At 64.6% G+C, this 26,027-nt stretch carries 20 protein-coding genes; 12 read left to right on the top strand and 8 right to left on the bottom strand.

What is annotated here, in order from left to right; all coding sequences use genetic code 11:
- Window positions 1–269 precede the first annotated feature (269 nt).
- From G503_RS0110020 to G503_RS0110010, 3 genes are read left to right on the top strand one after another with little or no spacing between them, the layout of a single operon-like run.
- On the top strand, window positions 270–1,295 hold the full coding sequence (locus G503_RS0110020; RefSeq protein ID WP_028027463.1) for an acyl-CoA dehydratase activase-related protein: 1,026 nt from the start codon (window positions 270–272) through the stop codon (window positions 1,293–1,295).
- Entirely contained in the window at window positions 1,288–2,487 is a 1,200-nt protein-coding gene (locus G503_RS14760; RefSeq protein ID WP_235715544.1) for a hypothetical protein, read from the top strand. The genes G503_RS0110020 and G503_RS14760 overlap by 8 nt, the downstream gene beginning before the upstream one ends.
- Window positions 2,484–3,479: an acyl-CoA dehydratase activase gene (locus G503_RS0110010; protein WP_028027462.1), complete on the top strand. Its 996-nt coding sequence runs from the start codon at window positions 2,484–2,486 to the stop codon at window positions 3,477–3,479. Before G503_RS14760 ends, G503_RS0110010 begins: the two co-directional genes overlap by 4 nt.
- Before the next feature lie 121 nt (window positions 3,480–3,600).
- On the opposite strand, the gene G503_RS0110005 is transcribed toward G503_RS0110010, so the two are convergent.
- The 4 genes from G503_RS0110005 to G503_RS0109990 all read right to left on the bottom strand — a co-directional run bounded on the left by G503_RS0110005 (window position 3,601) and on the right by G503_RS0109990 (window position 8,229).
- Complete coding sequence (locus tag G503_RS0110005; RefSeq protein WP_028027461.1) at window positions 3,601–4,452, bottom strand: dimethyl sulfoxide reductase anchor subunit family protein; 852 nt, start codon at window positions 4,450–4,452, stop codon at window positions 3,601–3,603.
- Window positions 4,449–5,084: a 4Fe-4S dicluster domain-containing protein gene (locus tag G503_RS0110000; protein WP_028027460.1), complete on the bottom strand. Its 636-nt coding sequence runs from the start codon at window positions 5,082–5,084 to the stop codon at window positions 4,449–4,451. The genes G503_RS0110005 and G503_RS0110000 overlap by 4 nt, the downstream gene beginning before the upstream one ends.
- A gap of 81 nt (window positions 5,085–5,165) precedes the next feature.
- Window positions 5,166–5,798: a DMSO/selenate family reductase complex B subunit gene (locus G503_RS0109995; RefSeq protein ID WP_028027459.1), complete on the bottom strand. Its 633-nt coding sequence runs from the start codon at window positions 5,796–5,798 to the stop codon at window positions 5,166–5,168.
- A 13-nt stretch (window positions 5,799–5,811) separates the two neighbouring features.
- Window positions 5,812–8,229 (bottom strand): DMSO/selenate family reductase complex A subunit, encoded by a 2,418-nt coding sequence (locus G503_RS0109990; protein WP_028027458.1) that lies wholly within the window; start codon window positions 8,227–8,229, stop codon window positions 5,812–5,814.
- A 210-nt stretch (window positions 8,230–8,439) separates the two neighbouring features.
- On the opposite strand from G503_RS0109990, the gene G503_RS0109985 reads away from it, so the two are divergent.
- The 4 genes from G503_RS0109985 to htpG all read left to right on the top strand — a co-directional run bounded on the left by G503_RS0109985 (window position 8,440) and on the right by htpG (window position 15,046).
- Window positions 8,440–9,987, top strand: a complete 1,548-nt coding sequence (locus G503_RS0109985; RefSeq protein ID WP_084636517.1) for a helix-turn-helix transcriptional regulator — start codon at window positions 8,440–8,442, stop codon at window positions 9,985–9,987.
- 266 nt (window positions 9,988–10,253) lie between these two features.
- Window positions 10,254–12,224 (top strand): DHA2 family efflux MFS transporter permease subunit, encoded by a 1,971-nt coding sequence (locus G503_RS0109980; protein WP_035022796.1) that lies wholly within the window; start codon window positions 10,254–10,256, stop codon window positions 12,222–12,224.
- Window positions 12,225–12,348: 124 nt separating this feature from the next.
- On the top strand, window positions 12,349–12,798 hold the full coding sequence (locus G503_RS14755) for a type II toxin-antitoxin system RelB/DinJ family antitoxin (RefSeq protein ID WP_235715546.1): 450 nt from the start codon (window positions 12,349–12,351) through the stop codon (window positions 12,796–12,798).
- Between the two features lie 235 nt (window positions 12,799–13,033).
- The gene (htpG, locus tag G503_RS0109970; RefSeq protein WP_028027455.1) at window positions 13,034–15,046 is read left to right on the top strand and encodes a molecular chaperone HtpG; all 2,013 of its coding nucleotides are present in this window, start codon (window positions 13,034–13,036) and stop codon (window positions 15,044–15,046) included.
- 249 nt (window positions 15,047–15,295) lie between these two features.
- Here the strand turns inward: htpG and G503_RS0109965 are convergent, their stop codons facing one another.
- The 3 genes from G503_RS0109965 to mihF form a co-directional block, all read right to left on the bottom strand.
- Entirely contained in the window at window positions 15,296–15,745 is a 450-nt protein-coding gene (locus G503_RS0109965) for a hypothetical protein (RefSeq protein WP_028027454.1), read from the bottom strand.
- A gap of 3 nt (window positions 15,746–15,748) precedes the next feature.
- On the bottom strand, window positions 15,749–16,663 hold the full coding sequence (locus G503_RS0109960; RefSeq protein WP_028027453.1) for a TrmH family RNA methyltransferase: 915 nt from the start codon (window positions 16,661–16,663) through the stop codon (window positions 15,749–15,751).
- Between the two features lie 252 nt (window positions 16,664–16,915).
- Window positions 16,916–17,224, bottom strand: coding sequence for an integration host factor, actinobacterial type (gene mihF, locus G503_RS0109955; RefSeq protein ID WP_028027452.1), 309 nt, complete (start codon window positions 17,222–17,224; stop codon window positions 16,916–16,918).
- Between the two features lie 335 nt (window positions 17,225–17,559).
- Here mihF and mazG point away from each other — a divergent pair, with 335 nt between their 5' ends.
- Window positions 17,560–18,435 (top strand): nucleoside triphosphate pyrophosphohydrolase, encoded by an 876-nt coding sequence (gene mazG / locus G503_RS0109950; protein WP_051191119.1) that lies wholly within the window; start codon window positions 17,560–17,562, stop codon window positions 18,433–18,435.
- Between the two features lie 127 nt (window positions 18,436–18,562).
- Here mazG and G503_RS0109945 read toward each other — a convergent pair whose 3' ends face one another.
- Entirely contained in the window at window positions 18,563–20,290 is a 1,728-nt protein-coding gene (locus G503_RS0109945; RefSeq protein ID WP_028027450.1) for an amidohydrolase, read from the bottom strand.
- A 696-nt stretch (window positions 20,291–20,986) separates the two neighbouring features.
- Between G503_RS0109945 and arcA the strand changes: the two genes are divergently transcribed.
- The 4 genes from arcA (at window position 20,987) to G503_RS0109925 (ending at window position 26,025) form a co-directional block, all read left to right on the top strand.
- On the top strand, window positions 20,987–22,210 hold the full coding sequence (gene arcA / locus G503_RS0109940) for an arginine deiminase (RefSeq protein WP_028027449.1): 1,224 nt from the start codon (window positions 20,987–20,989) through the stop codon (window positions 22,208–22,210).
- Window positions 22,211–22,400: 190 nt separating this feature from the next.
- A complete protein-coding gene (gene argF, locus G503_RS0109935; RefSeq protein WP_028027448.1) occupies window positions 22,401–23,399 on the top strand; it encodes an ornithine carbamoyltransferase in 999 nt (332 codons plus the stop codon).
- Between the two features lie 201 nt (window positions 23,400–23,600).
- Window positions 23,601–24,557 carry a carbamate kinase gene (gene arcC / locus G503_RS0109930; protein WP_028027447.1) on the top strand — a complete coding sequence of 319 codons (957 nt, stop codon included), beginning with the start codon at window positions 23,601–23,603 and terminating at the stop codon, window positions 24,555–24,557.
- 322 nt (window positions 24,558–24,879) lie between these two features.
- The gene (locus G503_RS0109925; RefSeq protein ID WP_028026562.1) at window positions 24,880–26,025 is read left to right on the top strand and encodes a serine/threonine protein kinase; all 1,146 of its coding nucleotides are present in this window, start codon (window positions 24,880–24,882) and stop codon (window positions 26,023–26,025) included.
- The last annotated feature ends 2 nt before the right edge of the window (window positions 26,026–26,027 follow it).

The raw sequence follows: 26,027 nt of genomic DNA, 5'->3' as shown, positions 1-26,027 counted from the left end.
TCTCAGGCGACCGAAATGACGTTTGAGCGAGGTGCCAGGGCTCCAAAACCCGTTTTTTCGACGAAAACCGCCGCTTTCGGGTCCTTGAAGGCGGCCGATCCCTCGCCCAAACGTCATTTCGGTCGCTTTTCGCCGCTCTTGAGCGCGGAAGTGCCGCTTCCGTTGGAATGGTGCGAGGGCCGCGGGCGCGGGGCGGCCCTGTGCTAAGATAATTGATCGACTGAATCTGCGCCGCATTCCTGCGGCGTTTCGACTGCTAGGAGGTTTCTGTGCCCCAAGCGACAGATTGGGCCGACGTCCGCGTGGTGGGCATTCCGCGGGCGCTTCTGTTCTACCGGTTCGGCGTGCTGTGGACGACGTTCTTCGAGGGCATCGGCCGCACCGTCGTAGTGAGCGATGCCACCGACAAGGCCATCGCCGATGAGGGCGAGCGCCTGTCGGTGGACGAGTGCTGCCTGGCGTCGAAGGTGTTCATCGGGCATGTGGCGAGCCTTGTCGGCCGCTGCGACGCCGTGTTCGTGCCGAGCTATCCCACGGGCGACCATCGCGCCGGCTTCTGCACGAAGTTCCAGTCGGCGACCGATATGGTGAAGAGCACCTTTCGCGATCAGCACCTGCGCGTTGTCTCCTGCGAGGTGCGCGACGCCCGCAAGATGAAGGACGTGCGCCGTCCCTTCGAGGAGATGGCCGCGCGCATGGGGGTATCGCCCCGCGACGGGCGCCGGGCATTCAAGGCGGCCTGGGATGCCCAGGAGGCCCACGACAAGGCCCTCTCCGATGCGCAGGTGCGCCTCATGCGCTCCCTGGACGAGCGCCGTGCGGCTGCGCGCGGGGCCGCCGGGGGCGCGGGCGCGGCTTCGGCCGACGCGGCCCCTCTGGGCATCCTCGTGGTGGCCCATCCCTACATCACCCACGATCCCTACCTGTCGGGTGCGGTGGTGGACGCGCTTTCCGACATGGGCGCCACGGTGGTCTACGCCGATGCCGTGGACCACGACAAGGCCTACAAGAAAAGCTTCGAGTTCTCCGACACCATGCCGTGGCTTATCAACCGCGAGCTCATCGGGGCCATTCTCATGCTGGAGGATCACATCGACGGCATCGTGCTCATCAGCGCGTTCCCCTGCGGCCCCGACTCCATGACCGACGACGCCATCATGCGCTGCATCCAGGGCACTCCCATCCTGAACCTGATGATCGACGCGCAGTCGGGCACGGCCGGCGTGGAGACGCGCGTGGAGAGCTTCGTCGATATCCTGCGTTTCCAGCAGAAGGGAGGCTACGTCCGTGGCTAAGCCCCAGACCATGATCGAGCAGGTGCGCTCGAAGGTGTCCGTCGAGCGGGAGCGGCTGCGCCCGCCGAGCCTGCACGCCGACCGCAAGGCGGCCAAGCGCGCCCGCCACAAGGCCAAGCACCACAAGTACACCAAGGCGGCCTTCTTCCGCTACTGCTACTATGATCCGGCGTTCAAGTTCTTCTGCGAGCAGGTGCTCGATGTGGACTACCTGCCCCTGCCCGAGGCCACCCGCACCGCCAGCGAGGTGGGCGTGCAGAATTCCAGCGACTACGTGTGCACCCCCTTCAAGCACATTTTGGGCGACTTCGCCGAGGCGCTCGATTTGGGGGCTGATATCCTCATCCAGTTCGGCGGCCCGTGCCGGCTCGGCTATTACGGCGAGCTGCAGGACTCCATTTTGCGGGACATGGGCTACGACTTCATCATGCTGAACTTCGCCCGGGGCATCGAGAAGGGCTATATCGGCTGGGCCAAGGAAGTGCTGAAGACCGTGAACCCGGATGTGGACATTCCCCACGGTGTGGTGCAGATGAAGGCTCTGGCCCGCATGATTGCCCATCTGGACAGTCTGCGCGACTTCTACCTGGCCAATGCCGGCTTCGAACGCGAGCGCGGGGCCTTCGACGCCGCCTGGGCGCGCGCCATGGACGCCATGCGCGCCTGCACCGACGAGCGCGACATCGCCCAGGCCTATCGCGACACCATGGGCGAGATGCGCGCCATTCCGCTGGACAAGCCCGCCGATCCCATCCGCATCGGCATTGTGGGGGAGATGTTCACCGCCATCGATGAGCGCAGCAACCTGGGGCTGGACCACAAGCTTGTGGCCATGGGTGTGGAAGTGCACCGCATGCTGAACTTCACCAACCGCTATCTGCGCTACAACGAGCCGAACCTGCGCGTGGGCGCGAAGGACTATCTCACCTACGACATGGGCCCCACCTCCACCTTGACGGTGCTCGCGGCGAAGAAGTACGCCGAGGGCGGCTTCGACGGGATCATCCATGCGAAGTCGGCGGGCTGCACCCCCGAGATCGACTGCATCCCGGTGCTGCAGAAGGTGAGCGAGGACTTCGCCGTGCCCATTTTGTACCTCACCTACGACTCCCAGACCTCCGATACCGGCCTGGACACGCGCCTCGAGGCGTTCTACGACATGCTCGCCATGAAGAAGGAGAAGAGAAAATGACCAAGGCTTACTTAGGGATCGACATCGGGTCCATTTCCACCAAGGGCGTCGTCATCGACGAGAACCGCACCATTATCGCGCGGTCGTATCTGTGGACCGAGGGCAATCCCACCGAGGCGTCGAAGAACGTCGTGCGCGAGCTTGAGGCCCAGCTGGCCGAGGCTGGCGACGACTTCCAGATCGTGGGCGCGGGCACTACGGGCAGCGCACGGCGGCTCGTGGGTGCCATGCTGGGCGCCTCGGTCATCAAGAACGAGATCACGGCCCACGCCGTGGGCACCACCTATCTGCATCCGGACGTGCGCACCATCCTTGAGATCGGCGGCCAGGACTCCAAGATCATCTGCGTATCGGACGGCATCGCCGTGGACTACGCCATGAACACCCTGTGCGCCGCGGGCACGGGCTCGTTTCTGTCTTCCCAGGCCCATCGCCTGGGCGTGGAGGTGGAGGAGTTCGGGGACGTGGCCCTCACCTCGAAGAAGCCGGCGAACATCGCCGCCCGCTGCACCGTGTTCGCCGAGAGCGACCTGGTGCACAAGATCCAGGTGGGCTACGCCCGCGAGGACATTATCGCGGGGCTCTGCAACGCCGTGGCCAGCAACTACTTGAATAACGTGGGCAAGGGCAAGAAGATCGCTGCGCCCGTGGTGTTCCAGGGCGGCGTGTCCAAGAACGCCGGCGTGGTGCACGCCTTCGAGGAGCAGCTGGGCATGCCCGTGGCGGTGGACCCGGACGGGCACCTCATGGGCGCCTTCGGCGCGGCGCTTCTGGCGGCCGATGCGGGCCCCATCGACGATGCCGAGTCGGGCCCGTTCGCGAGCGGCACCTTCGACTTCGAGGCCATGCTCGACTTCGACTTCAAGACCCGCGAGGTGGAGTGCAACAAGTGCGCCAACCACTGCGAGATCATCTGCGTCTACCGCGACAAGGACATCATCGACAGCTGGGGCAACCGCTGCGACAAAGGCGCCGTGAAGACCACGGCGTAAACGGGGGGCGCCTGCGGGGTGGCGGGCGGCCTCAAGGCCGTCCCCACGGGTATTGCCGACCCGCCACCGGCCCGTGCCGTCGCCCTCCATAGGGGGCGGGCTTCGGCCATCCGTCGGCCGCCTAAAACCCCACGGTCATGTGCAGGGCGTAGAACACGGTGCGCACAAGAAAAACGCCGCTTAAGGCCAAAATGGTGGCGATGATGCGCAGGGCCAGCACGCCGCGGGGTGCGAGCGCGCGGCCGAGCGAGGCTCCAGCGGCCGCCACGGCCAGCGCCCCCAGCACTGCGTAGGCCACGATGATCAGCCCGTAGTGGGGCGCGAGCGACAGCGCGGAAACCTCGTTGTTCGCGATGGTGGCCAAATCGTCGTTCTGCATCGCCAGCGATGCGGTGCCCAGCACCAGGGCCGTCGCCGCGCCCACCACGAGCGCTCGCTCGATGCTGCGGCGACGCACCCTCGCCAGGGCCAGGAACGGCAGGGCCAGCACCGGGCCCGCCAGGCATGCGGCCAGGATGAGATTCGCGGGCGTGTAGGGGGTGTCCCAAGTGGGCACCGTGCGCGCCGAGTAGGCCAGCGACGTACAGGCGATCAGCGCCAAACCGGCCGCGCAGGCTACGGTAAGCCAGGGCCGCGCCAGACAGTCGGGAAAATTCACCTTGAAGGCACTCATCCAGTAGGCGCCCACGAGGAACAGGAAGATCACTGCTGCCAGCACCTCGTTCGACAGGGGGGATGTGCCCACACCCGAGAACACGTGCAGGGCGTTGGCCGGCGTGCCCAGGTGTGTGGCCGAGGCGATGAATCCGATGAGGGTGACGGCGAAGGGCAGCGCGATTATGCGGTCGACGCGCACTGCCTCGTCGTGGTTGCGGCAGGTCAGGCGCACGAGCGCTAAGACGATGAAGGCCACCACACCTGCGGGGGCCAGGGTTGTGAACAGGGCCAGGGAAAAGGAGTCGAAGCCGCTCATAGCCCCAGCTCCTCGCGATTGGCGATGCGGCCGTCGCCCGCTTCGGCCCGCCGTGCGGCCGGGGAGGCCAGCACGAACAAGTTCGGGGTCGTGGCCTCTTTCGGCGGCAGCGGCATGATCGATCGCGTGCAGCGGTCGAAATCATGGGGATGACGCTCGGCCAGCTCGCCGGTGGTGCCGAAGTCCAGCGCCCGCAGGGGACAGGCCTCCACGCAGATGGGGGTCTGTCCCGCGGCCACGCGCTGGTGACAGCCGTCGCACTTGCTCGACCGCTTCAGCTCCTGGTCGATGGCGGGGGCGTGGTACGGGCAGGCCATGGTGCAGTAGCCGCAGCCGATGCACCGGTTCATATCGGGCCACACGAGTCCCATGGTATCGCGGTGCATGGCCCCGGTAGGGCACACCTTGGTGCAGGCCGCGCTCGTGCAGTGGTTGCAGGAAAGCGAGATGTGATAGCCGTAGGCATCGGTGGCCACCGTGCCGTCGTCAGCCACCTTCCACGACCCGCCCTCGTAGTCGATCACGCGGCGGAAGGCCTGTTCGGGACCGTGATCGTGGAAGTCCTTGCATGCCAGGGCACAGGTACGGCACCCGGTACAGCGCGTGTTGTCGAAGAAGAATCCGCGGGGCATGGAAGGCGCTTCCCTTCTTGAGGGGTCTTAAAAACGGGGGAAGCGGGGCCCGCGGGTGCGGACCCCGCTTGGGAGGGGGGCTTAGGCGTTGGCCACTTCCTTGGGGTTGGCGATGGTGCCGGTGGTGTCGCCGGGCTCCTTCGCCGCCGGGCAGGCCAGGATGGCCACCGAGGGTGTGGTGGCGTCGGGCGCCGCCAGAGGCGCGATGCCGTCGACGGCCTCGGGATGGGCCGCACGCAGCTCGTCGATGTCGCCGAACTCCAGCGCCCGCAGGGGGCAGGCCTCCACGCAGATAGGCTGCTTGTCCTCAGCCAGGCGCGCGGAGCAGCCGTCGCACTTGCGGCTTTTCATCAGCTCGGTGTCCACCACGGGCACCTCGTAGGGGCAGCTGTTCACGCAGGTGGCGCAGCCGATGCACTTCTCGTCGTCGTGCAGCACCAGCCCGGTGTCGGGGTCCTTATCCAGGGCGCCCTGGGGGCAGTTCGCCACACAGGCCGGAGCAGCGCAATGGTTGCAGGCCGCCGACACATGGTAGGCGAAGGTCGCCGGGGTGAACGTGCCGTCGCCGTTGTCGGTCCAGTCGCCGCCCTCGTAGTCGTACACACGGCGGAAGGCGTAGGTGGCCGGCAGGTCGTTGTAGTCCTTGCACGCCATCTCGCAGGTGCGGCAGCCGGTGCAGCGCGTGCTATCGAAATAGAATCCGTACTGAGTCATGTCGCTTCCTCCTTTACGCCTTGGTTACTTGCACGATGAGGGAATGGACGCCGTTCCCCTTGGCAAGCGGCGAGGGGTGATACGGAGTGATGGTGTTGATGCAAGCTCCCTTGTCTACGCGGTCGCCGTCCATGTCGGCCTCGTGCCAGGAGCCCTGGGGGATGCCGATGGTGCCAGGGATGATGCGCGGGGTGACCAGGGCTTCGATCTCCAGCTCGCCCACGGCGCTCTTCACGCGGCACTTGTCGCCGTTCTCGATGGAGCGGGCTTCGGCGTCCAGCGGGTTGATCCACATTTGCTGGCGGGCTACCTGCTTCAACTCCTCCACGCCGCCGTAAGACGAATGGGTGCGGCTCTTGTGATGGAAGCCTGAGCAGTACAGGGGGAACTCCTCGTTCACGCTACCGTAGCCGTTGAAGCCAGGATCGAACACGGGGATAGGAAAGATGTTGTCGCCCTCGGCCAGCTCCAGCTCGGCGATCATCTGATCCAGGCGCTCGGAGTAGATCTCGATTTTGCCCGAGGGGGTTTCCAGCGGGTTGGCCGTCGGGTCGGCCACGAAGTCGGCGAAGCCGATAGCCGCGGGCGCCTCCATCTTGAAGTGATGCTGCTCGAGGATTTCCTCCCAGGTGGGCATTCCCTCGATGGCATCGGCGGATTGGCGGTACAGCTCCTCGATCCACTGCTCTTGGGTTTTGCCCTCGGTGAAGGCGTCCTTCAGGCCCAGCTTGTCGGCGATGCCCGTCATGAACTCGTACTCCGGCAGCGCCTCACCTGGGGCGTCTTGGGCCTTTTCGCCCACGAGTACGCCCAGGTAGTATTCGGCGTAGCCGTTGTTCGCCATATGGAACTGCTCGGCGCGCATGGCGTCGGGCAGCAGAATGTCGGCGTACTTGGCAGAGTCCGTCATCACCGTGTCGACAACCACGAGGAACTCCAGCTTGCTTTCGTCCTGCAGGATGTCATGGACGAGGTTGATGTCGGAGTGCTGGTTGGTGATGCAGTTGCCACCGTAGTTCCATATGAACTTAATGCCGCTGGACAGGGCGTTCGCGCCGCGCACGCCATCCCGGGCGGCGGTCATGGTTGCGCCGTGGTCCACGGCATTCAGCCACTGATAGCAGTTGATGGCGACTTCGACGGGATTCTTGCCTGCGGGGATGGAACCCACCAGACCGCCGGCCTCAGCTTCGCGCATGCCGGTGTTGGTGCCCGGCTTGCCGATCATGCCCGTCAGAATGGGCAGCATGCAGATGGCGCGCGAGGTGTTCTCGCCGTTGCTGTGGCGTTGCGGGCCCCAGCCCTGGGCCACGAACAGCGCCTTGGCGTTGGCGATCTCGCTGGCCAGTTCGCGGATGCGGGCGGCGGGAATCTGAGTGATGGGAGCGGCCCACTCTGGGGTTTTCTCCACCATGTCGTAGCCGGTGCCCATGATGTAGTCCTGGTATGACTTATGCTGTCCCCGGGCAGATTCGGGCATGGTAGCCTCGTCGAAGCCGACGCAATAGGTGTCGAGGAACTCCTTGTTCACCTGATTGTTCACGATGAGCTCATGGGCGATGGCGGACACGAGGGCCGCGTCGGTTCCCGTGCGGATGGGCAGCCACTCGTCCGGATGTCCCGACGCAGTCTCGTTCATGCGGTAGTCCACGTGGTAGATCTTGCCGCCCTTTTCGCGCACCTGAGCGAAGTCCCAGGCGATGTTGGCGCCACCCATGCGGGTTTCCGCAGGGCTGTTGCCGAACATGATGATGAGGTCGGCGTTCTGTGCCTCGGAGATGGACGACGCGGATACGTTGTCGTAGGGGGAGCAGGCGTCGCCGTACAGGAAGGGCATTCCAGCGCACATCATATTGGTGGAGTAGTCGTTGTAGCTCTTCAGGTAACCGCCCATAAGGTTCGCCAGGCGGGGGAACAGGCGCGAGGTGCTGCTGCTCACGCCGCTGCCGTAGTTCATGTAGACAGCCTCGTTGCCGTAGGTGTCGATAACGCTCTTCAGCTTGTCGGCAATGATCTGATAGGCCTCGTCCCAGCTGATCTGTTCGAATTTGCCCTCGCCGCGCTTGCCCACGCGCTTCATGGGGTGCTGTAGGCGGTCGGGGCTGTTGATCCAGCGGCGCAGCGAGCGGCCGCGCAGGCAAGCGCGGGCCTGCAGGCCATTGGGGTCGCCCACGTTGTCGGTCTCGGCGTATGCGATCTTGCCGTCGCGGATGTGCCACTGCAGGGCGCAGGCGCCGCCGCAGTTTACGACGCACTGGCTCCAGGCGACGGTGTCGGGGGCGGTCTCGGCGCCCTCGCCGGTGGCGGCCAAGTCGTCGTCGGCGGCCGGCGTGCAGCCGTACAGGGCTCCGGTGGCGGATGCGACGGCCAGGCCCGCCAGCGATCCGGTCACGAACGTGCGGCGCGACACGGTGGCTTTGGATTCGGTCATAGGTCCCTCCTCTTCTCGGGTTTCGTTCCTCTCGCCGCTTTCAAAAGTACCCGAAAGGGCAGGGTGGCAAATCACACTCGTCGTGTGATTTAAGGAAGAAACCCCAGGTCGCATTCGATTGGCGCAGATCGCATTCCCCCGCTGCGGTCTGTACGGGCTCGCCCCTATGCTACCATGGGCCGCGGTCGCGACGAGAGGAAGATGGGGCCCATGGCGCACAGGGAGGGCATAGGGCACGCATCCAGCTGGGGGTACGCGTGCTTTCTCACGGTGAATGCCACCTCGGTGTGGGGCGGCATCTTCCCGTTTTTGCCCCTGGAGTTCCAGACCATCGAAGTGACGCTGACTTTCTTTCTGGCTCAGGCCGTGGCGCTGGGCGGCGCGTTCGTCGCCAGCATGTGGGGGTCGTACTACTTTCCCCATGGGGCGCGCCGCATGATGGTGTCGCTGTCGGCCATTCTGCTGTTTTTGGGATCGGCCTGCCTTATCGCCGCCATGTACGTGGCACCGGCGGCTCTGGTGCTGGTGGCGGCCGGCGGGGTGCTTTTGGGCATCGGGTGCGCGGGCATGTTCATGCTGTGGCAGCGCTACTTCGCCTCGTTGCCGCCGCGGGCGGGCAACTTCCGCCTTATTGTGGGCACCGCCATCGCGCCCTTCATCTACTTCGCGCTGTACCTGGTGCCCATCGCGCTGACGGCGTTTCTGGTGCCGCTGGTGTTCGTGCCCCTGTGCGGCCTGTGCGTGGCACTGTCGGTGCGCGAGATGCGCTTCGACCAGCCCATGTTCGAGGACGTGCCGCGCCAGCATCCCCGGGTGTACCGCCAGGCGGTGGCCGACTACTGGCGCAGCGCCCTGTGCGTGGGCTCGCTCGCCTTCGCCGGCGGGGTCATCCGCGGGGTCGCGCTGCTGCACGAGGAGATCAGCGCCGTGGTGAACGGGGCCTCCATGATCGGGGCTCTTCTGTCGGCGGCGGTGCTGCTGGTGCTGTGGTACCGCATCAGCTTCCGCTTCGGGCTGACCTCGGTGTTTCGCGTGGTCTATCCGGTGATGATCACGGGGTTTCTGCTGCTGCCGTTTCAGGGGCCGGTGTACCTGAACCTGTTCGCTGCCTTTACCTATATGGTGTTCTCGCTGGTGCAGATGCTCATGATGATGCAGTGCGCTCAGATCTCCCGCGACCGCGGCATCAACCCGGTGTTCATCTACGGCTTCTTCGGCGGCGTGGCCTACATCATGCAGAGCGGGGGCTTTCTGCTGGGGTGGTCGAGCGGGTTGGTGGCGCCGGCCGGGTCGCAGTGGCTGTTCCTCATCTCCATGGTATCCAGCTACGTGCTGGGGCTCACCCTGCTGGTGGCCACGGGCACGCTGTTTAGGGCCGTGGCGGCGCGGGGCACGGTGACGGCCAACCCCATCGAGTTCACGGCGCTGGCGCCCCAGGTGCGCGGGGCGGGGGATACGGCGACGGTGCCGGCACCGCCCAAGCGCCGCCGCAACCGCCCGTCGGCCTCGGAAGACGCCGGGGCCATTCGCGACCGCATCTCGAAGCAGTGCCTGCTTCTGCAGCAATCCCACGGCCTTTCCCTGCGCGAGACCGAGGTGATGGAGCTGATCGCTCGCGGTAATTCCATGGCCGCCATCGCCGAGCGCCTCGTCATCAGCGAGAACACCGTGCGCACCCACGCCAAGCATATTTACACGAAGCTTGATATCCACAAGCGCCAGGAATTGCTGGACATGCTGCACCAGCTGGATGCGTAGGGCGGTGGGCCGCCTGAAGGCCGCCCCCACAGAGGGGCGCGTTTGCGAACAGGCCGCGGGTCGGGCAAGTCCCGTAGGGGCGAGCTTCAGCCCGCCCGCCGCCGCGGTGGGCCGCCTCTCCTTCCTTCCCCGCAGGGCGGCGGAGTAGAACGGTGGGGAATTCGGCCGCTGGCCGATTGCAGCTATTACATTTGCCAATCAAAACCTGTAGCATCGGAACATTCGCTTTTCTGACCGCGAGAGTTCTGAGAAAGAGGTAGACGCGTATGGCATTGGGCGTTGGAAGAAAAGAAATGGTCATGGTGGGTGTGCTGCTGGTAGGCGTGCTGCTGGCGGTGCTGAACCAGACGCTGCTGTCGCCGGCACTGCCGGCCATTATGGCCGACTTGCAGGTGGACGCCACCACGGTGCAGTGGCTGACGAGCGGCTACTCGCTCGTGGAGGCAGTCGTCATTCCGCTGTCGGCCTACTTGATCGGGCGGTTCAGCACGCGCCAGCTGTTCATCTCGGCGTTCGCGCTGTTCACGGCTGGCAGTCTGGCCGCCGCTATCGCGCCGAACTTCTGGGTGCTTCTGCTCGGCCGCGTGTTGCAGGCTGCGTGCACGGGCATGTCGATGCCCATGGTGTTCACGGTGATCCTGCTTGTGTTCCCCCGCGAGAAGCGCGGCACGGCCATGGGCGTCATCGGCCTCATCATCGGCTTCGCTCCGGCTGTGGGCCCCTCGGTGGCCGGCCTGCTGGTGGACTCGGTGGGTTGGCGCGCCCTGTTCGCCATTGTGACCGCGCTGTCGGTCGTGGTTATCGTGCTGGCCGTGGCAGTGCTGAAGAACTACGGCGATTTCGCTCGCGCTCCCTTCGACAGGCTGTCGGTAGTGCTATCTACGGCTGGCCTCGTGTGCCTGCTCTACGGGCTTTCCACCTTTGCTTCCTCCGATAACATGATTGTCACCGTGGCGCTCATGGTGGCGGGTTTGGCGCTGTGCCTGCTGTACGTGCGCCGTCAGCTGAGGCTGCCCGAGCCCATGCTGCAGGTGGGCATTTTGCGCACGCGCAAGTACGCCACCTCGGTCATTATCATCGTTATCGTGCAGGCGGCGCTCATGGGCACGGGTGTCATCACGCCGCTCTACATCCAGGGCGTGCTGGGATTCTCGGCCACCATGTCGGGCGTGGCCATGCTGCCCGGAGCGCTCATCGGCGCCTTCATGGGCCTCGTGTCGGGTCGCCTGTTCGACCGCTTCGGTGTGCGCCGCGTGGTCATTCCCGGCGTGATCGTGGCGGTGTTGGGCGCCTCGGGTCTGGCGCGCCTGGGTATCGACAGCGGGTTCATTACCCTGACGCTTACCTACACGGTGCTCGTGGTGGGCCTGCAGTTCACCATGACGCCGCTGAACACCTGGGGCGTGAATTCGCTGCCCAACAGCGTCATCCAGCACGCCCAGGGCGTATCGAACACATTGAACCAGGTGGCGGCTTCCCTCGGTACGGCTGTACTCGTATCCATCTCGGCCTTGGCGCCGGCGGTGGCGCCCGAGGCCGCGCCGCTTGAGCAGGCCTACTTGGGCGATCACATGGCCTTCATGACCACCTTCGTCCTGATGTGCGTGGCGGCTCTCGTCATCCTGTTCTTCGTGCGCGACGGCCGCAAGGGCGCCACAGCGGTGGTGACGTCGGCCCAGGGCGGCCCCGAGCCCGTGGACTACGCGGCCGGCTTCGACGGCGTGACCGTGGATGCCTCGCGCGACGAGGCCATCGATCCAGAGCGCATCTACGTGGCTTCCGATGTGATGAACCGCCAGCCGGTCTGCGCGCTGGATTCCGCTACCATGGAGGAGGTCATTCGTCTTATGGACGAGAACCAGACGAGCGGCCTGCCCGTGGTGGACGGGGAGGGGGCGCTTGTGGGCTTTGTGTCCGACGGCGACGTGGCCAGTTACTTGGGCAAGACCGAGATCTCGCTTTTGGACTCCACCCTGCTGAACGGCTACCGCTACGTGGACGACGAGGATGCCGCTACGCGCCTGCGCGAGCTTTTGGCCTTGAACGTCATGGCCGTGGCCACCCGCCGCGTCGTTGCCGTGGGGGCCGACACGCCCATCGACGAGGTGTGCGCCCTGTTCGCCGCCAAGCGCATCAAGAAGGTGCCCGTGGTGCGGGATGGCAAGCTCGTCGGCACCCTGTCGCGCCGCAACATCATGCGCTCGCTCGTAGAGGCCATCGACGCCTTGGAGAAGTAGGGTCGCCCGCGAGGTTGTGCGCCTCGATTAGAGTGCTTGAACGGGCATTTTGAAGGGCCATCGCCAGCCATGGGTGATGGCCCTTCTGGTGGATGGCGTTATGAATGTATAGCAATTGGAGATCATGATGTACTTCCTTGAAACAGCTTTTGAGGAGGTTGCCATGACGACTGGTCAGATGAACATGCGGATTGACGACGGTATTCGCATCGCGGGCAACGAGGCGTTCGAGGGCATCGGATGGACGCCGTCTCAGGCGGCTCGGGCGGTGTGGGCCTGCGCGGCGCGGAATCGCCGCAACCCGCGCAAGCTGAGGGAGATGCGCCAGCTCCTGGAAGATGCGCCGGCGGGGTCCGGTATGTCGAAGGCCCTCATGGATTTTACCGAGACTGCGAACATGAAAAGCGCCTATGCGTCCGCGTCAGCGAAGGATGCCTTCTATATCATTTGCAGCGAAGTCAAGCGCCTTGTGCGAGAGGAGAAGGGCGGTCTCTCCCAGGCAGATGCGCGGGAAGGCTCCGGCCGGTGTGTTCGATGCCGCCGATATGCTCGCCTACCTCCGTATGCGGGATGAGGCAGCGGTGCAGGTGGCGCTCCCTTCTCTGTGAACAAAACTTGATAGGGGTTGACTTAGGTTTCCTTCTGCGTACAATGTGCTATTAGCACTCAAAAGGGAAGACTGCTAACGTCCTTATCGTCGCAGGTCAACCGTTGCCTTTCAGCTCAAGGGACCCGCGAGACCTCACCTGCGGACGGTCTACACTCGGGCGGTTAAGTGTCTTCCGACCGTATGAAAGAAGGAATGCCCGATGCGCAAGTTCAAGACCGAGAGCAAGAAACTGCTCGACCTCATGATCAACTCCATCTACACCAATCGCGAGATCTTCCTGCGCGAGCTCATCTCCAACGCCTCAGATGCCGTGGACAAGCTGTACTTCCGCAGCCTGACCGATCCGGACGTGGCCGTGGGCCGCGATGACCTGGCCATCTCCGTGGCCTTCGATGCCGAGGCGCGCACGGTAACGGTGTCCGACAACGGCATCGGCATGACCAAAGACGAGATGGACAAGAACCTGGGCACCATCGCCCATTCCGACTCTTACGAGTTCAAGGCCGCCCGTGCCGAGGAGGCCGCCGAGGCCGTAACCGAGGGCGAGGCCGAAGGCGAGCCCAAGGGCCTTGCCGATCTCACTGACGTGGACATCATCGGCCAGTTCGGCGTGGGCTTCTATTCCGCCTTCATGGTGGGCAAGAAGGTGCGCGTCATCTCCCGCGCTGTGGGCTCGGATGAGGCCTGGGCCTGGGAATCCGATGGCGTGGAGGGCTACGACATGGTCATCGCCGAGCGCTCCGAGCACGGGACCGACGTCATCGTGTACCTGAAGGACGACACCGATGAGGAGTCCTTCGGCACCTTCGCCACCGAACATGGCCTGACCTCGCTCATCAAGCGCTACAGCAACTACGTGCGCTATCCCATCAAGATGGAGGTCACCCGCACGCGCAAGGTGGAGGCGCCCGAGGCCGCCAAGGGCGACGACGCCGAGGCGCCCGCTGCGCCCCAGTGGGAGACCTACACCGAGATCGAGACCATCAACTCCATGATTCCCATTTGGAAGCGCCGCAAGTCGGAGGTGAGCCAGGAGGAGTACAACGAGTTCTACAAGACCGACTTCCACGACTTCGAGGACCCGGCCCGCACGATCTCGGTGCATGCCGAGGGCTCGCTGAACTACGATGCCCTCCTGTTCGTGCCGAGCCGTGCGCCCTGGGACATGTACTCGAAGGACTACCAGCGCGGCCTGGCCCTGTACTCGGCCAACGTGCTCATCATGGACAAGTGCGAGGAGCTGCTGCCCGACTACTTCGGCTTCGTGCGCGGCGTGGTGGACTCCTCCGATCTCACGTTGAACATCTCCCGCGAGACGTTGCAGCACAACGGCCAGCTGCGCGCCATCGCCCGTCGCCTCGAGAAGAAGATCAAGGCCGACCTGGCGAACATGCGCGACGATGATCGCGAGGCCTACGAGCGCTTCTTCGAGCAGTTCGGCCGCACGCTGAAGTTCGGCATCTACCAGAGCTACGGCATGGCGAAGGATGCCCTGGCCGACCTGCTGCTGTTCTATTCCGCCAAGCAGCAGAAGATGATCACGCTGGATGAGTACCTGGCCGATGCGCCGGCCGGTGCCGATGCCATCTTCTACGCCGCGGGCGATTCGCGCGAGCGCCTAGCGCAGATGCCGCTCGTGACCACGGTGCTGGCCAAGGGCTACGACGTGCTTTTGTGCGACCAGGATGTGGATGAGTTCTGCATGATGGCTATGGGCACCTACGGCGAGCACGCGGTGGACGGCGACGACGAGAACAAGCAGCCCTACTTCATCAAGAACGTGGGCGCCGACGATTTGGGCCTGACCACCGAGGAAGAGAAGAAGGAGGCCGAGGAGGCCACCGAGAGCAACGCCGAGCTGTTCGAGGCGATGCGCGAGGCGCTGGGCGACAAGGTGGAGCGCGTGGTGGTGTCCACCCGGCTCACCGACGCTCCGGCCGTGGTCACCAGCGAGGGCGGCGTGTCGCTGGCCATGGTGCAGGTGCTCAAGAGCCAGCCCGGTGCCGAGGAGCTGCCCGAGCTGCACCTGGCCCTGGAGGTGAACGTGAAGCACCCCGTGTTCGCCACTCTGCAAGCGGCCCACGAGGCTGGCGACGACGGGAAGGTGCGCGATTATGCGAGCCTCCTGTTCGATCAGGCGCTCATCGTTGAGGGCATCATGCCCGACAACCCCCTGGCCTTCGCCCAGGCCATCGCCGCCCTCATGAAGTAAGGCGGCAAACGGAAAGGCCCGCGCGGACTCTTCGCAGCTTTCCGATCAAGGAAGAGACGGCCGCCCTTGCTGGGTGGCCGTCTTCGTTTCCGTAAGGGTGAATTTTGCGCAACAAACGCCAGTAGGTAGACATCTTCCGCAGCGACAGAGGGATGCCGCCTGGCATGGCGGCCAATCTCGCGACGTCGACCAGGCATTTCTCTGACCGGCGTCCCATGTTTTCGCCGGCAGAGTTCGGCAGGTGTCTATCTATCGGCGTTTGTTGCAAGATTTCGCGGCAAAGAGCAGCGCGGCGAAGGACGCGCCCATGAGCACGAGGCCCACCGCATCGAAGGTGATGAAGAGGTCGATGCTACGGGCGAGCAGATCGTGGCCTGCGGGCAGCGTGGCGCGGATGAGCGATTCGCCCACGAGTCCTACCACCTGCTGGATCAGCACGACAACCGCCAGCACGCGATGGCGCCACGGCTGCCAGATAACGAGCGGATAGGTGCAGTTCCACATGAGGAAGGCCACGCCGATGCCCTGGGTGGCGACGCGCCCCGATGCACCGGCCAGCTCGTAGGCGCCCATGTAGGCCTCGGGCATAAGGGCGAACCCCAGGGCGCACTGCACGTTCGCCGCGAACACAAAGGCGAAGCAGAGCCGCACCGCCCAGGCGGCGATGGCGACGCAGCGGGATTGGCGGTTCTCGCTCACGGGCTACCTCCCCAGCTGGCTCAAATGGCGGAAGGCGTAGAAGGCCACGGCGCTGGAGGCGGCCACGTTCAGCGAGTCCACGCCGTGGGCCATGGGGATGCGCACCGTGTAGTCGCAGCGGGCGATGGTAGCTGGCGCCAGCCCGTCGCCCTCGGTGCCGAACAAGAGCGCCAGTTTTGCAGCCTCGCCTGTGGCCGCCTTGCGCTCGGCCAAGAGGGTGACAAGCTCATCAGGAGTGACCGAGTCATCGGACAGGGCCATGGCAGCGCAGGTGAAGCCCAAATCATGCAGCGCAGAGAGGCCCTCGGCGCTCCAGGCGCCCTCGCCGGGGCGGTTGGGCTCGTCCAGATTTCCGATGCGCGTCCACGGCACTTGGAACACGGTGCCCATGGACACGCGCACGGCCCGGCGGTACAGCGGGTCGTAGCAGGCGGGGCTGACGAGTACGGCGTCCACGCCCAGGGCCGCTGCGCTGCGGAAGATGGCCCCCACGTTGGTGTGGTTGGTCACATCTTCCAGCACCGCCACGAGGCGCGCATCGCGCAGGGTGTCGGCCAGGCTCGGCAGGGTGGGCCGGCGGAAGGCTCCCAGGGCGCCGCGGGTCAGCTCGAAGCCGGTCAGCCGCGCCAGCTCGTCGTGGGGCGCCACGAACACGGGCAGCTCCGGTGCACCGAGCCGCTGGCGAGCCCGCGCTTCCATGGATGCGATGAGCGGCGCCATCGCATCCAGCCATTTCTCTTCCATCAGCAGCGATAGCGGCTCCATGCCGCCGGCGAAGGCGCGCTCGATGACCTTTTCCGATTCCGCGATGAACACGGCGCGCTCGGGCTCCAGCTTGCTGCGCAGCTGCGCCTCGGTCAGCCGCGCGTAGGCGTCCAGCCGCGGATCGCTCAGCGAGTCAAGATATACGAGCGTCATGGGCGTCCTTTCGGGGTGAAACCGGAAAATGGGCTTGGAATGGACGGTTTGGGGGAAATTGAGGGAAAAATATGCTGCGTGGCGCGACATGTTCCCCGTGTTTCCCCTGGCTGCGGATGGGGAATGGCCGCGAAAGGGGGGCTTTCGTACCCCAAACCGTTCATTCCAAGCCAGATTCTCGATGGGCCAGAACAAAAAAAGCGCCAGCCCATTATAAAGGCTGGCGCTTGGAAGTGCTCAAAGGACGATGACCTAAGCCAGGGCGTCCTTCAGAGCCTGCATCTGGTTGGAGCCCAGACCCTGCAGACGGCGCTCGGCCGGAATGCCCAGCTCCTCCATGAGCTTCTCGGTCTTCACCTTGCCGTAGCCGGGCAGGGCGTTCACGAAGGCCTTCACCTTCATGCGGCCGATCACCGGGTTCTCGGTCTGGTCGAGGACCTCGGCGGGGGTGAGCAGGCCCATGGACAGCTTCTGAGTGAGCTCGGAGCGCTCGGCGCGGACGATGCGGGCCTTCTCGAGGGCTGCGGCGCGCTGCTCGGGGGTCATGGTAGGTGCGGGCATATCACTTCTCTTTCTTCTCGGCGCCCTGTTACCAGGGCATTCACTCGAGGAACGCTGGCATCGTTGGGACCAGATGCCAGCGTTCCTCGCTTTTAGCAGAGACGATAATAATAGAAATGATGCACTTGTACACCCCATTTCCGCCGATTGGGCCATGATTTGTCGAAATAACCCACTTTTCTACCCTCTAAATGGGGATTTAATGGTGAAAATGATCGTTCACATGCGTTGCAAGACCTGATACGAGCAGGTCCGAAAATCGCGACGGGGCGACGGCGGCCTGGCACGGGGGCGTTATAATGCCGAGAAAACCTCCGAGGAAGGAAGCGAAGTCTATGGCAGAGACATTAGTAGCCGACGTGCAGGTGCGGCCCCATCCGGCGTTCGATGAGTTCGTCGCCACCATCGAGGCCCTGCGCGCCCCCGACGGTTGCCCTTGGGACAAAGAGCAGACCCATCAGAGCATTTCCGGCAACATGGTGGAAGAGGCCTACGAGGCCGTGGATGCCATCGAGGCGCGCGACGTGCCCCACATGCAGGAGGAGCTGGGCGACGTGCTGTTGCAGGTGGTGCTGCAGTCGCAGATCGCCGCCGATGCGGGCGAGTTCACTATTAATGATGTGTGCCGCACGGTGAACGAGAAGATCGTCCGCCGCCATCCTCACGTGTTCGGCGATGCCGCCGCGGGGGACGCCAACGAGGTGCTCGATGTATGGGACCAGGTGAAGATGGCCGAGAAAGAGGCGGCTGACAGCGCCGCCGCGGCGCCGGCCGGCCTGCTCGATGGCGTGCCACGCAGCTTCCCCGCGCTGAAGCAGGCCCAGAAGATCTCGCGGAAGGCTGCCTCGGCGGGCTTCGAGTGGGATACGGTGGACGACGTATGGGCCAAAGTGGAAGAGGAGATCGCCGAGCTGCGCGCCGCCTACGCCGCGGCGCCCAAGTCGAGCAACGGCAAGGTGGATGGCTCGGCCGACTCCGCTGCCCTGGCTGCCGTGGAGCTGGAAATGGGCGATGTGCTGTTTTCCCTGGTGAACGTGGCTCGCAAGATGGGCGTTCAGGCCGAGGAGTCCCTGCGCGCCACCTGCATGAAGTTCCGCACGCGCTGGGCCTTCATGGAGGGGGCCGCGGCCGGTCAGGGCCGTCGCGTGGAAGATATGACGATGGACGAGTTGGAGGCCCTCTGGCAGATGGCCAAGACGCTGGAAGGCTAGGGGAGCGGCCTCCGACACGCCTTTGCCGAGCCCGTCGTTGGGCTCCCGTAAATCGGCTGTTCGCGGAGCCCCGCGCCCCGCGTCTCCACGGGACGCAGGATGCGGAGCCCCGCTCGTTTCGCAGCCTCTACCGGCTTTGCCGCTCGTACACCGTGCGGCCGCCCACGTAGGTGGCCTGCACCTGAGTCTGCTGGATATCCTCGGCGTCCAGGGTGAAGGGGTTGGGGGCCAGCACGGTCATGTCGGCGAACATGCCGGGGGCCAAAAGGCCCACCTCGCCTTCGCGCTGGGCGGCGATGGCACTGCCGGCCGTATAGGCGCGCAGAGCCTCGGCCAGTGTGATGCGCTCAGCGGGCAGCCAGCCGCCCTCGGGCTGGCGGCTGTCGGCGTCGCGGCGCGTGGCGGCGGTGTACACGGCCGGAATGGGGTCGATGTCGGTCACGGGCGAGTCAGTGCCGAAGGCCAGTACGGCGCCGGAATCCAGCAGGGTGCGGAAGGGCCACATATAAGGAACGCGCTCGGGGCCCAGGTCGCGCTCGGGGCCGCCCGGATCCAGCGTGATGTGGCGCGGCTGCACGCTGGCCACGATGCCCGCGGCTGCCAGGCGCGCGATGTCGTCGGGCTGGAAGTTCTCCAAGTGCTCGATGGTGTGGCGGCGCGCGAGTGCCTCCGCTTGCGCGCTGGCCTCGGCGGGGCCCGTGGGGGTCGGGGCCAGCGAGGCCTTGGCCAGCGCCCCCGCCTCCTCGGCCTGCGCCACCGGATGCCGCTCGAAGATGTCGAGGCACTGGTGAATGGCCTCGTCGCCGATGGCGTGGATGCGCACCGCCGAGCCTTCGGCCGCCGCGGGCGCCACGAGGGCCTCCATCGCTGCGGCACCCACCGTGGGCCGCCCGCAGTCGCCCTCGAAGCGGGCGTTGCTGTAGGGGTCGTGCACCCAGGCCGTGTGCTGGCTCGACACGCCGTCGAAGAACTGCTTGAATCCCCGGGCGCTCAGCAGCGGTCCGGTGTGGGCCGCCTGCAGCGCGGCCAGGCGCCCCCGATCTTCCAACAGGGTGGGGAACATCGACACGCGCAGGGTCAGCTCGTCGGCTTCCTCCAAGGCCGCGAACAGGTCGTCCCGCACGAAATCGAGCCCGGGCATGGCCATGAGCGACACGTCGCACACCCCGGTGATGCCGTGCTCGTTGCAGTAGGCCGCGAACGATCGGTAGGCGTCCAGCAGCTCCTCGCGCGAGAACTCGTCCACGATGCGGGGCATCAGCGCCATGGCCGCCGCCTCGCGCACGATGCCCGTGAGGCGTCCCTCTTCGTCGCGGTCGTAGGAACCGCCCGCCGGCGGCTCGCTCTCCTCCGTGATGCCCAGGCGCTCCAGGGCGCAGGAGTTCAGCCACAGGGTGTGGGCGTCGCCGGAATACATGGCCACGGGTCGGTCGGGATAGACCGCATCCAGCGAGGCGCGGCTCGGCATACCCGCCGGATTCCACAGGTAATCGCGCCAACCCTGGGTGAGCAGCCACGAGCCCGCGGGCCGCCGGACCGCCAGGGGCGCCAGCCGCGCCACGGCGTCGGCCTCGTTCTCGCCGCAGAAGCGCTCGGCCAAGGGCGACAGATACAGGGCGGAATGGAAGAAGTGCAGATGGGCGTCGTGAAAGCCCGGCATGAGCAGGGCATCGCCGAGACTCCGTTCCACCGTGGCGGGCCCGCGCAGCTCGGGGGGCACCTGATCGGTTGGTCCCACCCAAATAATGCGATCGCCTGTGACCGCCACGGTAGCCGCAACCGGCTCCTCGTCCAGGCCAGTGAAGACCGCCTGGGATGTCAGCAGAAGATCGGCAGCGGAAAGGGGAGAATCCATGGAGCGCTCCTTGATCGACGGGATGTGCCTCTCGGAGTATACGCCCTTCAGAAAAATTGTTCACCTGCACTAGATATTTTTCTCAACCCACTGGCGAAAAGGGCATCCGACCAGCCCATACAAGGGCGGCAGCTCTATTGTTGATATCAGTGCTCATCCAGTCAACAAGGGGCGGTCATAGTCCGTAATTTTGATAGACTAAAGCTTTGAACAGGTATTATATAAAGAGGTCATCCCGGTTGCCTCCATTCACGCCGAAAACGTCCGTCGGTCAATATGAGTGCCTTCCTAGAAGAAAATTTGAAAAGAAGGCGAAGCTATAGGAATATTTTTATTGCAAGTGAACAAAAATGATGATATTTTGAGACCATCGACAAATCGAACGGTTGCGATGATGTTCCCCAGCCGAGAAAAATCGTGACGTCGGTTGCAGGGGTGTTGCCCACCGGGTTTTCGCTGCGATCCAAGAAACCCGAGGACAACGGCGCGTTTCGCCCAGCGTTTACGAAGGGTGTAGGCGGTTAGCACGAGGCATAATCATCAGTTATACCTACGGCTAGGCCTTCTTTAGCCCTTCCGCTTCGGGGTGTTTCTGCGGCATTGTGGGCATCGCACCGAATGCGGTGGGTTGCAGCTGAAGGGGCTGCGACTTCTCAGCAGTGTTGGCGCGGCACACGCGCCGGATTGGAGAGCTTTATGCAAGGAGTAAACGTCAAGAGCGAGATCGGCAACCTGAAGAAGGTCATTCTTCACCGTCCTGGCGATGAGCTGTTGAACCTTACCCCGAACACGCTGGAAGAGCTGCTGTTCGACGACATCCCGTTCCTGGAGGTCGCCCAGGCCGAGCACGACGCGTTCGCCGACATCCTGCGTGGCGAGGGTGTGGAAGTGGTCTACCTCGAGGACCTCATGACCCAGGTCATCGATGGCAACCCCGAGCTGCGCGACCAGTTCCTCGATCAGTGGATCTTCGAAGCCGGCATTCGCACCGACATCTACAAGAACATCATCAAGGACTACATCAACGCCGAGTACGCCGGCACCAAGGATATGGTCATGAAGACCATGGCGGGCATCAACCTCCAGGAGCTGCCCGGTTCTGACACCCATCTTTTGGTGGACATGGTGTCCGATCGCTGCAAGCTGGTGTGCGCCCCCATGCCGAACCTGTACTTCACCCGCGACCCCTTCGCGATGATCGGCAACGGCGTGTCCATCAACCGCATGTACGCCCACACTCGCAACCGCGAGACCATCTACGGCGACTACATCTTCCGTTATCATCCGGACTTCGCCGGCACCCCGACCTACTACGATCGCAACGACACCTTCCACATCGAGGGCGGCGACGTGCTGAACATCAACGACCACGTGCTGGCCATCGGCATCTCCCAGCGCACCGAGCCCGACGCCATCGACGCCATCGCTCACAACGTGTTCAACGACGAGACTTCCTCCATCGACACCATCCTGGCGTTTAACATCCCGAACAACCGCGCCATGATGCACCTGGACACGGTGTTCACCCAGATCGACTACGACAAGTTCACCATCCACCCCGGCATCATGGGACCTTTGACCGTCTTCGAGATCACCCCCGACGGCAACGGCGGCACCAGGATCCGCGAGCGCGACGAGGACCTGGAGTCCATCCTGACCGAGTACGTCGGCCAGCCCGTGCAGCTGATCCCCTGCGGCGGCGGCGACCGCATCGCCGCGGAGCGCGAGCAGTGGAACGACGGGAGCAACACGCTGTGCGTCCGCCCCGGCACCGTGGTGGTGTACCAGCGCAACAACGTCACCAACGACGTGCTGTACAAGAACGGCATCAACTGCCTGGAGATGCCCTCTGCCGAGCTCTCCCGCGGCCGCGGCGGCCCGCGCTGCATGTCCATGCCGGCCTGGCGCGAGGCCCTGTAGGTCTCACGCGCAACCGCGCACCCCGCGCCGACGTTCGCGTCCGGCGCACCCGCGTCCCTCGGACGCATCCTGTAACGGCTTTTCCGGCCCAGTCTAGCCAGCCAGCGCTGGGCCGAAAAAGACGCGCGGGCCTCTCTGAACCCCAGGAGGCCTGCGCGATATAAAACACTTTCTAGTGAAAGGAAGCAACATGCCTGTAAACCTCAGCGGCCGCCCGTTCCTGCGCCTCCTGGACTTCTCCACCGAGGAGATCGACTACCTGCTCAAGCTCTCGAAGAACTTCAAGGACCTCAAGCGCACGGGCACCCCGCACCGCTACCTGGAGGGCAAGAACATCGTGCTTCTGTTCCAGAAGACCTCCACGCGCACCCGCTGCGCCTTCGAGGTCGGCGCCATGGACCTCGGCATGGGCGTGACCTACCTGGATCCCGGCTCCTCCCAGATGGGCAAGAAGGAGTCCATCGAGGACACCGCCCGCGTGCTCGGCCGCTTCTACGACGGCATCGAGTTCCGCGGCTTCGCCCAGACCGACGTTGAGGACCTGGCTGCCAACGCTGGCGTGCCGGTGTGGAACGGCCTGACCACCGAGTGGCATCCCACTCAGATGCTCGCCGACATCCTCACCGTGCAGGAGAACTTCAACTACGACATCAAGGGCAAGACCCTGGTGTTCATGGGCGACGCCGCCAACAACGTGGCCCGCTCGCTGATGGTCGTCTGCTCCAAGCTCGGCATGAACTTCGTGGCCTGCGGCCCGAAGGAGAACATGCCCGACGCCGAGCTCGTCGAGACCTGCACCGCCATCGCCGCTGAGAACGGCTGCACCGTGAAGTGCACCGACGACGTGGCCGAGGCTTGCACCGGCGCTCATGTCATCTACACCGACGTGTGGGTGTCCATGGGCGAGCCCGACGAGGTGTGGGCCGAGCGCATCAAGCACCTCGAGAAGTTCCGCGTGACCAAGGAGGTCATGGCCATGGCTGACCCCGAGGCCATCTTCCTGCACTGCCTGCCGGCCTTCCACGACACCAACACCACCATCGGTGCCGACATCGCCGAGCGCTTCGGCGTCACCGAGATGGAGGTCGAGGACGTGGTGTTCGAGTCCAAGCAGTCCAAGGTCTTCGACGAGGCCGAGAACCGCATGCACACCATCAAGGCGGTCATGTACGCCACCCTGTGCGGCTAAATCGCACCTCCGGGGAGCGGGCAGCGCGCCCGCTCCCTCCCTTTACTATTTGCCAACGGAAGCGCGACGAAAAGGCCCGTCACGGGCGAAAACCGTAGAATCGAATCCGTTGCATGTTCCATGTTACCTGCAACCGTCTCGCCGCTCTTACATGCAACCAAGGCTGGCCGGCGGTTCACCGAACAGATTGAGGTAAAGTAAATGGCTTACGAAAAGGGCGACGGCAAGACCGTTGTTATCGCTCTGGGCGGCAACGCCCTGGGCAACACCCCCCAGGAGCAGCTGGAGCTCGTGCAGAACACCGCCAAGCACATCGTCGACATGATCGAGGAGGGCACCAACGTCGTCGTGTCCCACGGCAACGGCCCCCAGGTCGGCATGATCAACAACGCGTTCGCCTACGCGGCGGCCAACGACGACAAGACCCCGGACATGCCCTTCCCCGAGGCCGGCGCCATGAGCCAGGGCTACATCGGCTACCAGCTGTCCCAGGCCATCTTAAACGACGTGAAGTCCCGCGACATCCCGCGCTCCACGGCCTGCATCGTGACCCAGACCGTCGTCGACGCCGACGACCCCGCGTTCCAGAACCCCACCAAGCCGGTCGGCGCGTTCATGGACGAGGAGACCGCCAAGGCCAAGGCCGAGGCCATGGGCATCACGGTGAAGGAGGACGCCGGCCGCGGCTGGCGCCAGGTGGTGGCCTCGCCCATCCCCAAGCGCATCGTCGAGTTCGACGCCGTCAAGGACCTGGTGGACGGCGGCTACATCGTCGTGTCCACCGGCGGCGGCGGGGTGCCGGTGTTCGAGACCGAGGGCGGCTACGTGGGCACCCCGGCCGTCATCGACAAGGACCGCTCCAGCGCGCTCATGGCCTCCGAGCTGGGCGCCGACATGCTGGTGATCCTCACCGCGGTGGAGAAGGTGTGCGTCAACTTCAACACCCCCGAGCAGGAGGAGATCTCCGAGATGACCGTGAGTCAGGCCCGCGAGTACATCGAGCAGGGCCAGTTCGCCCCCGGCTCCATGCTGCCGAAGGTGGAGGCCTGCATCGAGTACGTCGAGAAGTTCCCCGAGGGCCGCGCCCTCATCACCTCGCTGGAGTGCGCGGCCGCCGGCCTGCGCGGCGAGACCGGCACCGTCATCGTTGCCGACTAGGTTGACCCGCTGTCGGGGCGTCAGTTGATCCTCCTCTGACGCCCTCGGCGGCTCCATCGGGCCTTTTTCGGGTCCGCCATATGGCGAAAAAAGCGCGCTTTCCGCGATGGTGGAAAGCGCGCTTTTTCTTATTGTACACATGCGCAATAGGTCAACAAAAAAATATCTTCTAAACAGGGAAAGTTTTTCTTGCAGGTGAACAAAAACGGTGCTATATTGACCCCATTGATAAAGCATGACAATTGTCCATAGGCTTTATCGATTGTTCCTATTCCTCATCGTCGCGAGTGCGGTTAAGGCGTACTCAAGAAAGGAATGAATCATGGCAAAGATCGTCAGCTCTTGGAACGACTGGGACCCGCTGAAGCGCGTCATCGTCGGCCGCTGCGACAACTCCGTCATCCCGCCGGAGGAGCCCGCCACCTCCGAGAAGGTGCCCGTTGACTCCGAGATGCGCGGCATGTGGGGCCTGCGCCCGCTCGAGACCGTCGAGCGCGGCAACGAGTGCCTCGAGAACCTCGTGAAGATCCTCGAGGACCGCGGCGTCGTCGTCGACCGCCCGACCCCGCTGCAGTGGAACCAGGCCATCGGCACCCCGGACTTCCGCAACGACTCCATGATGACCTGCATGCCCCCGCGCGACATCCTGCTGACCATCGGCAACGAGATCATGGCCGCCGCCAACTCCTTCCGCTGCCGCTACTTCGAGTACCTGGCCTACTGGCCCCTCATGGAGATGTACTTCGAGCAGGACCCCGACTTCAAGTGGACCCAGGCCCCCCGCCCGCGCCTGACCGACAAGTCCTACAAGCACAACTACTACGACGAGAAGATCACCCTGGAGGAGCGCCTCGAGCGCACCGCCGCCAAGGACTTCGTGACCACCGAGGTGGAGCCCATGTGGGACGCCGCCGACGTGATGCGCATGGGCAAGGACCTGTTCATCCAGCACGGCCTGACCACCAACCGCGCCGCCATGGACTGGTTCCAGCGCTACTACCCCGAGTTCCGCGTGCACGCCGTGAACTTCCCGGGCGACCCCTACCCGATCCACATCGACGCGACCTTCGTGCCGCTGCGCCCCGGCCTGATCATCAACAACCCGCACCGCCCGCTGCCCGAGCCGCAGCGCGCCATCTTCGAGGCCAACGACTGGCAGATCGTCGAGGCCGCCGACCCGGCCCACACCGAGCCGCCGGCGCTGTGCTACTCCTCCGTGTGGCTGTCCATGAACTGCCTGGTCCTCGACCCGAAGACCGTCATCGTGGAGGCCTCCGAGGTGCACCAGCAGGAGCAGATGGACAAGCTGGGCATGAACGTCATCCCCTGCGACCTGCGCGACGCCTACCCGTTCGGCGGCGGCCTGCACTGCTCCACCGCCGACGTCTACCGCGAGGGCGAGTGCCTCGACTACTTCCCGAACCGCGTCGAGGATCCCACCCTCGTGCGCCCCGAGATGTGGAAGTAAGC

The sequence above is a fragment of the Adlercreutzia mucosicola DSM 19490 genome (assembly GCF_000422625.1).
Taxonomy (GTDB): domain Bacteria; phylum Actinomycetota; class Coriobacteriia; order Coriobacteriales; family Eggerthellaceae; genus Adlercreutzia; species Adlercreutzia mucosicola.
Note: the sequence above shows the minus strand (reverse complement) of the source record. Positions and strands in the feature narration are given on the sequence as shown.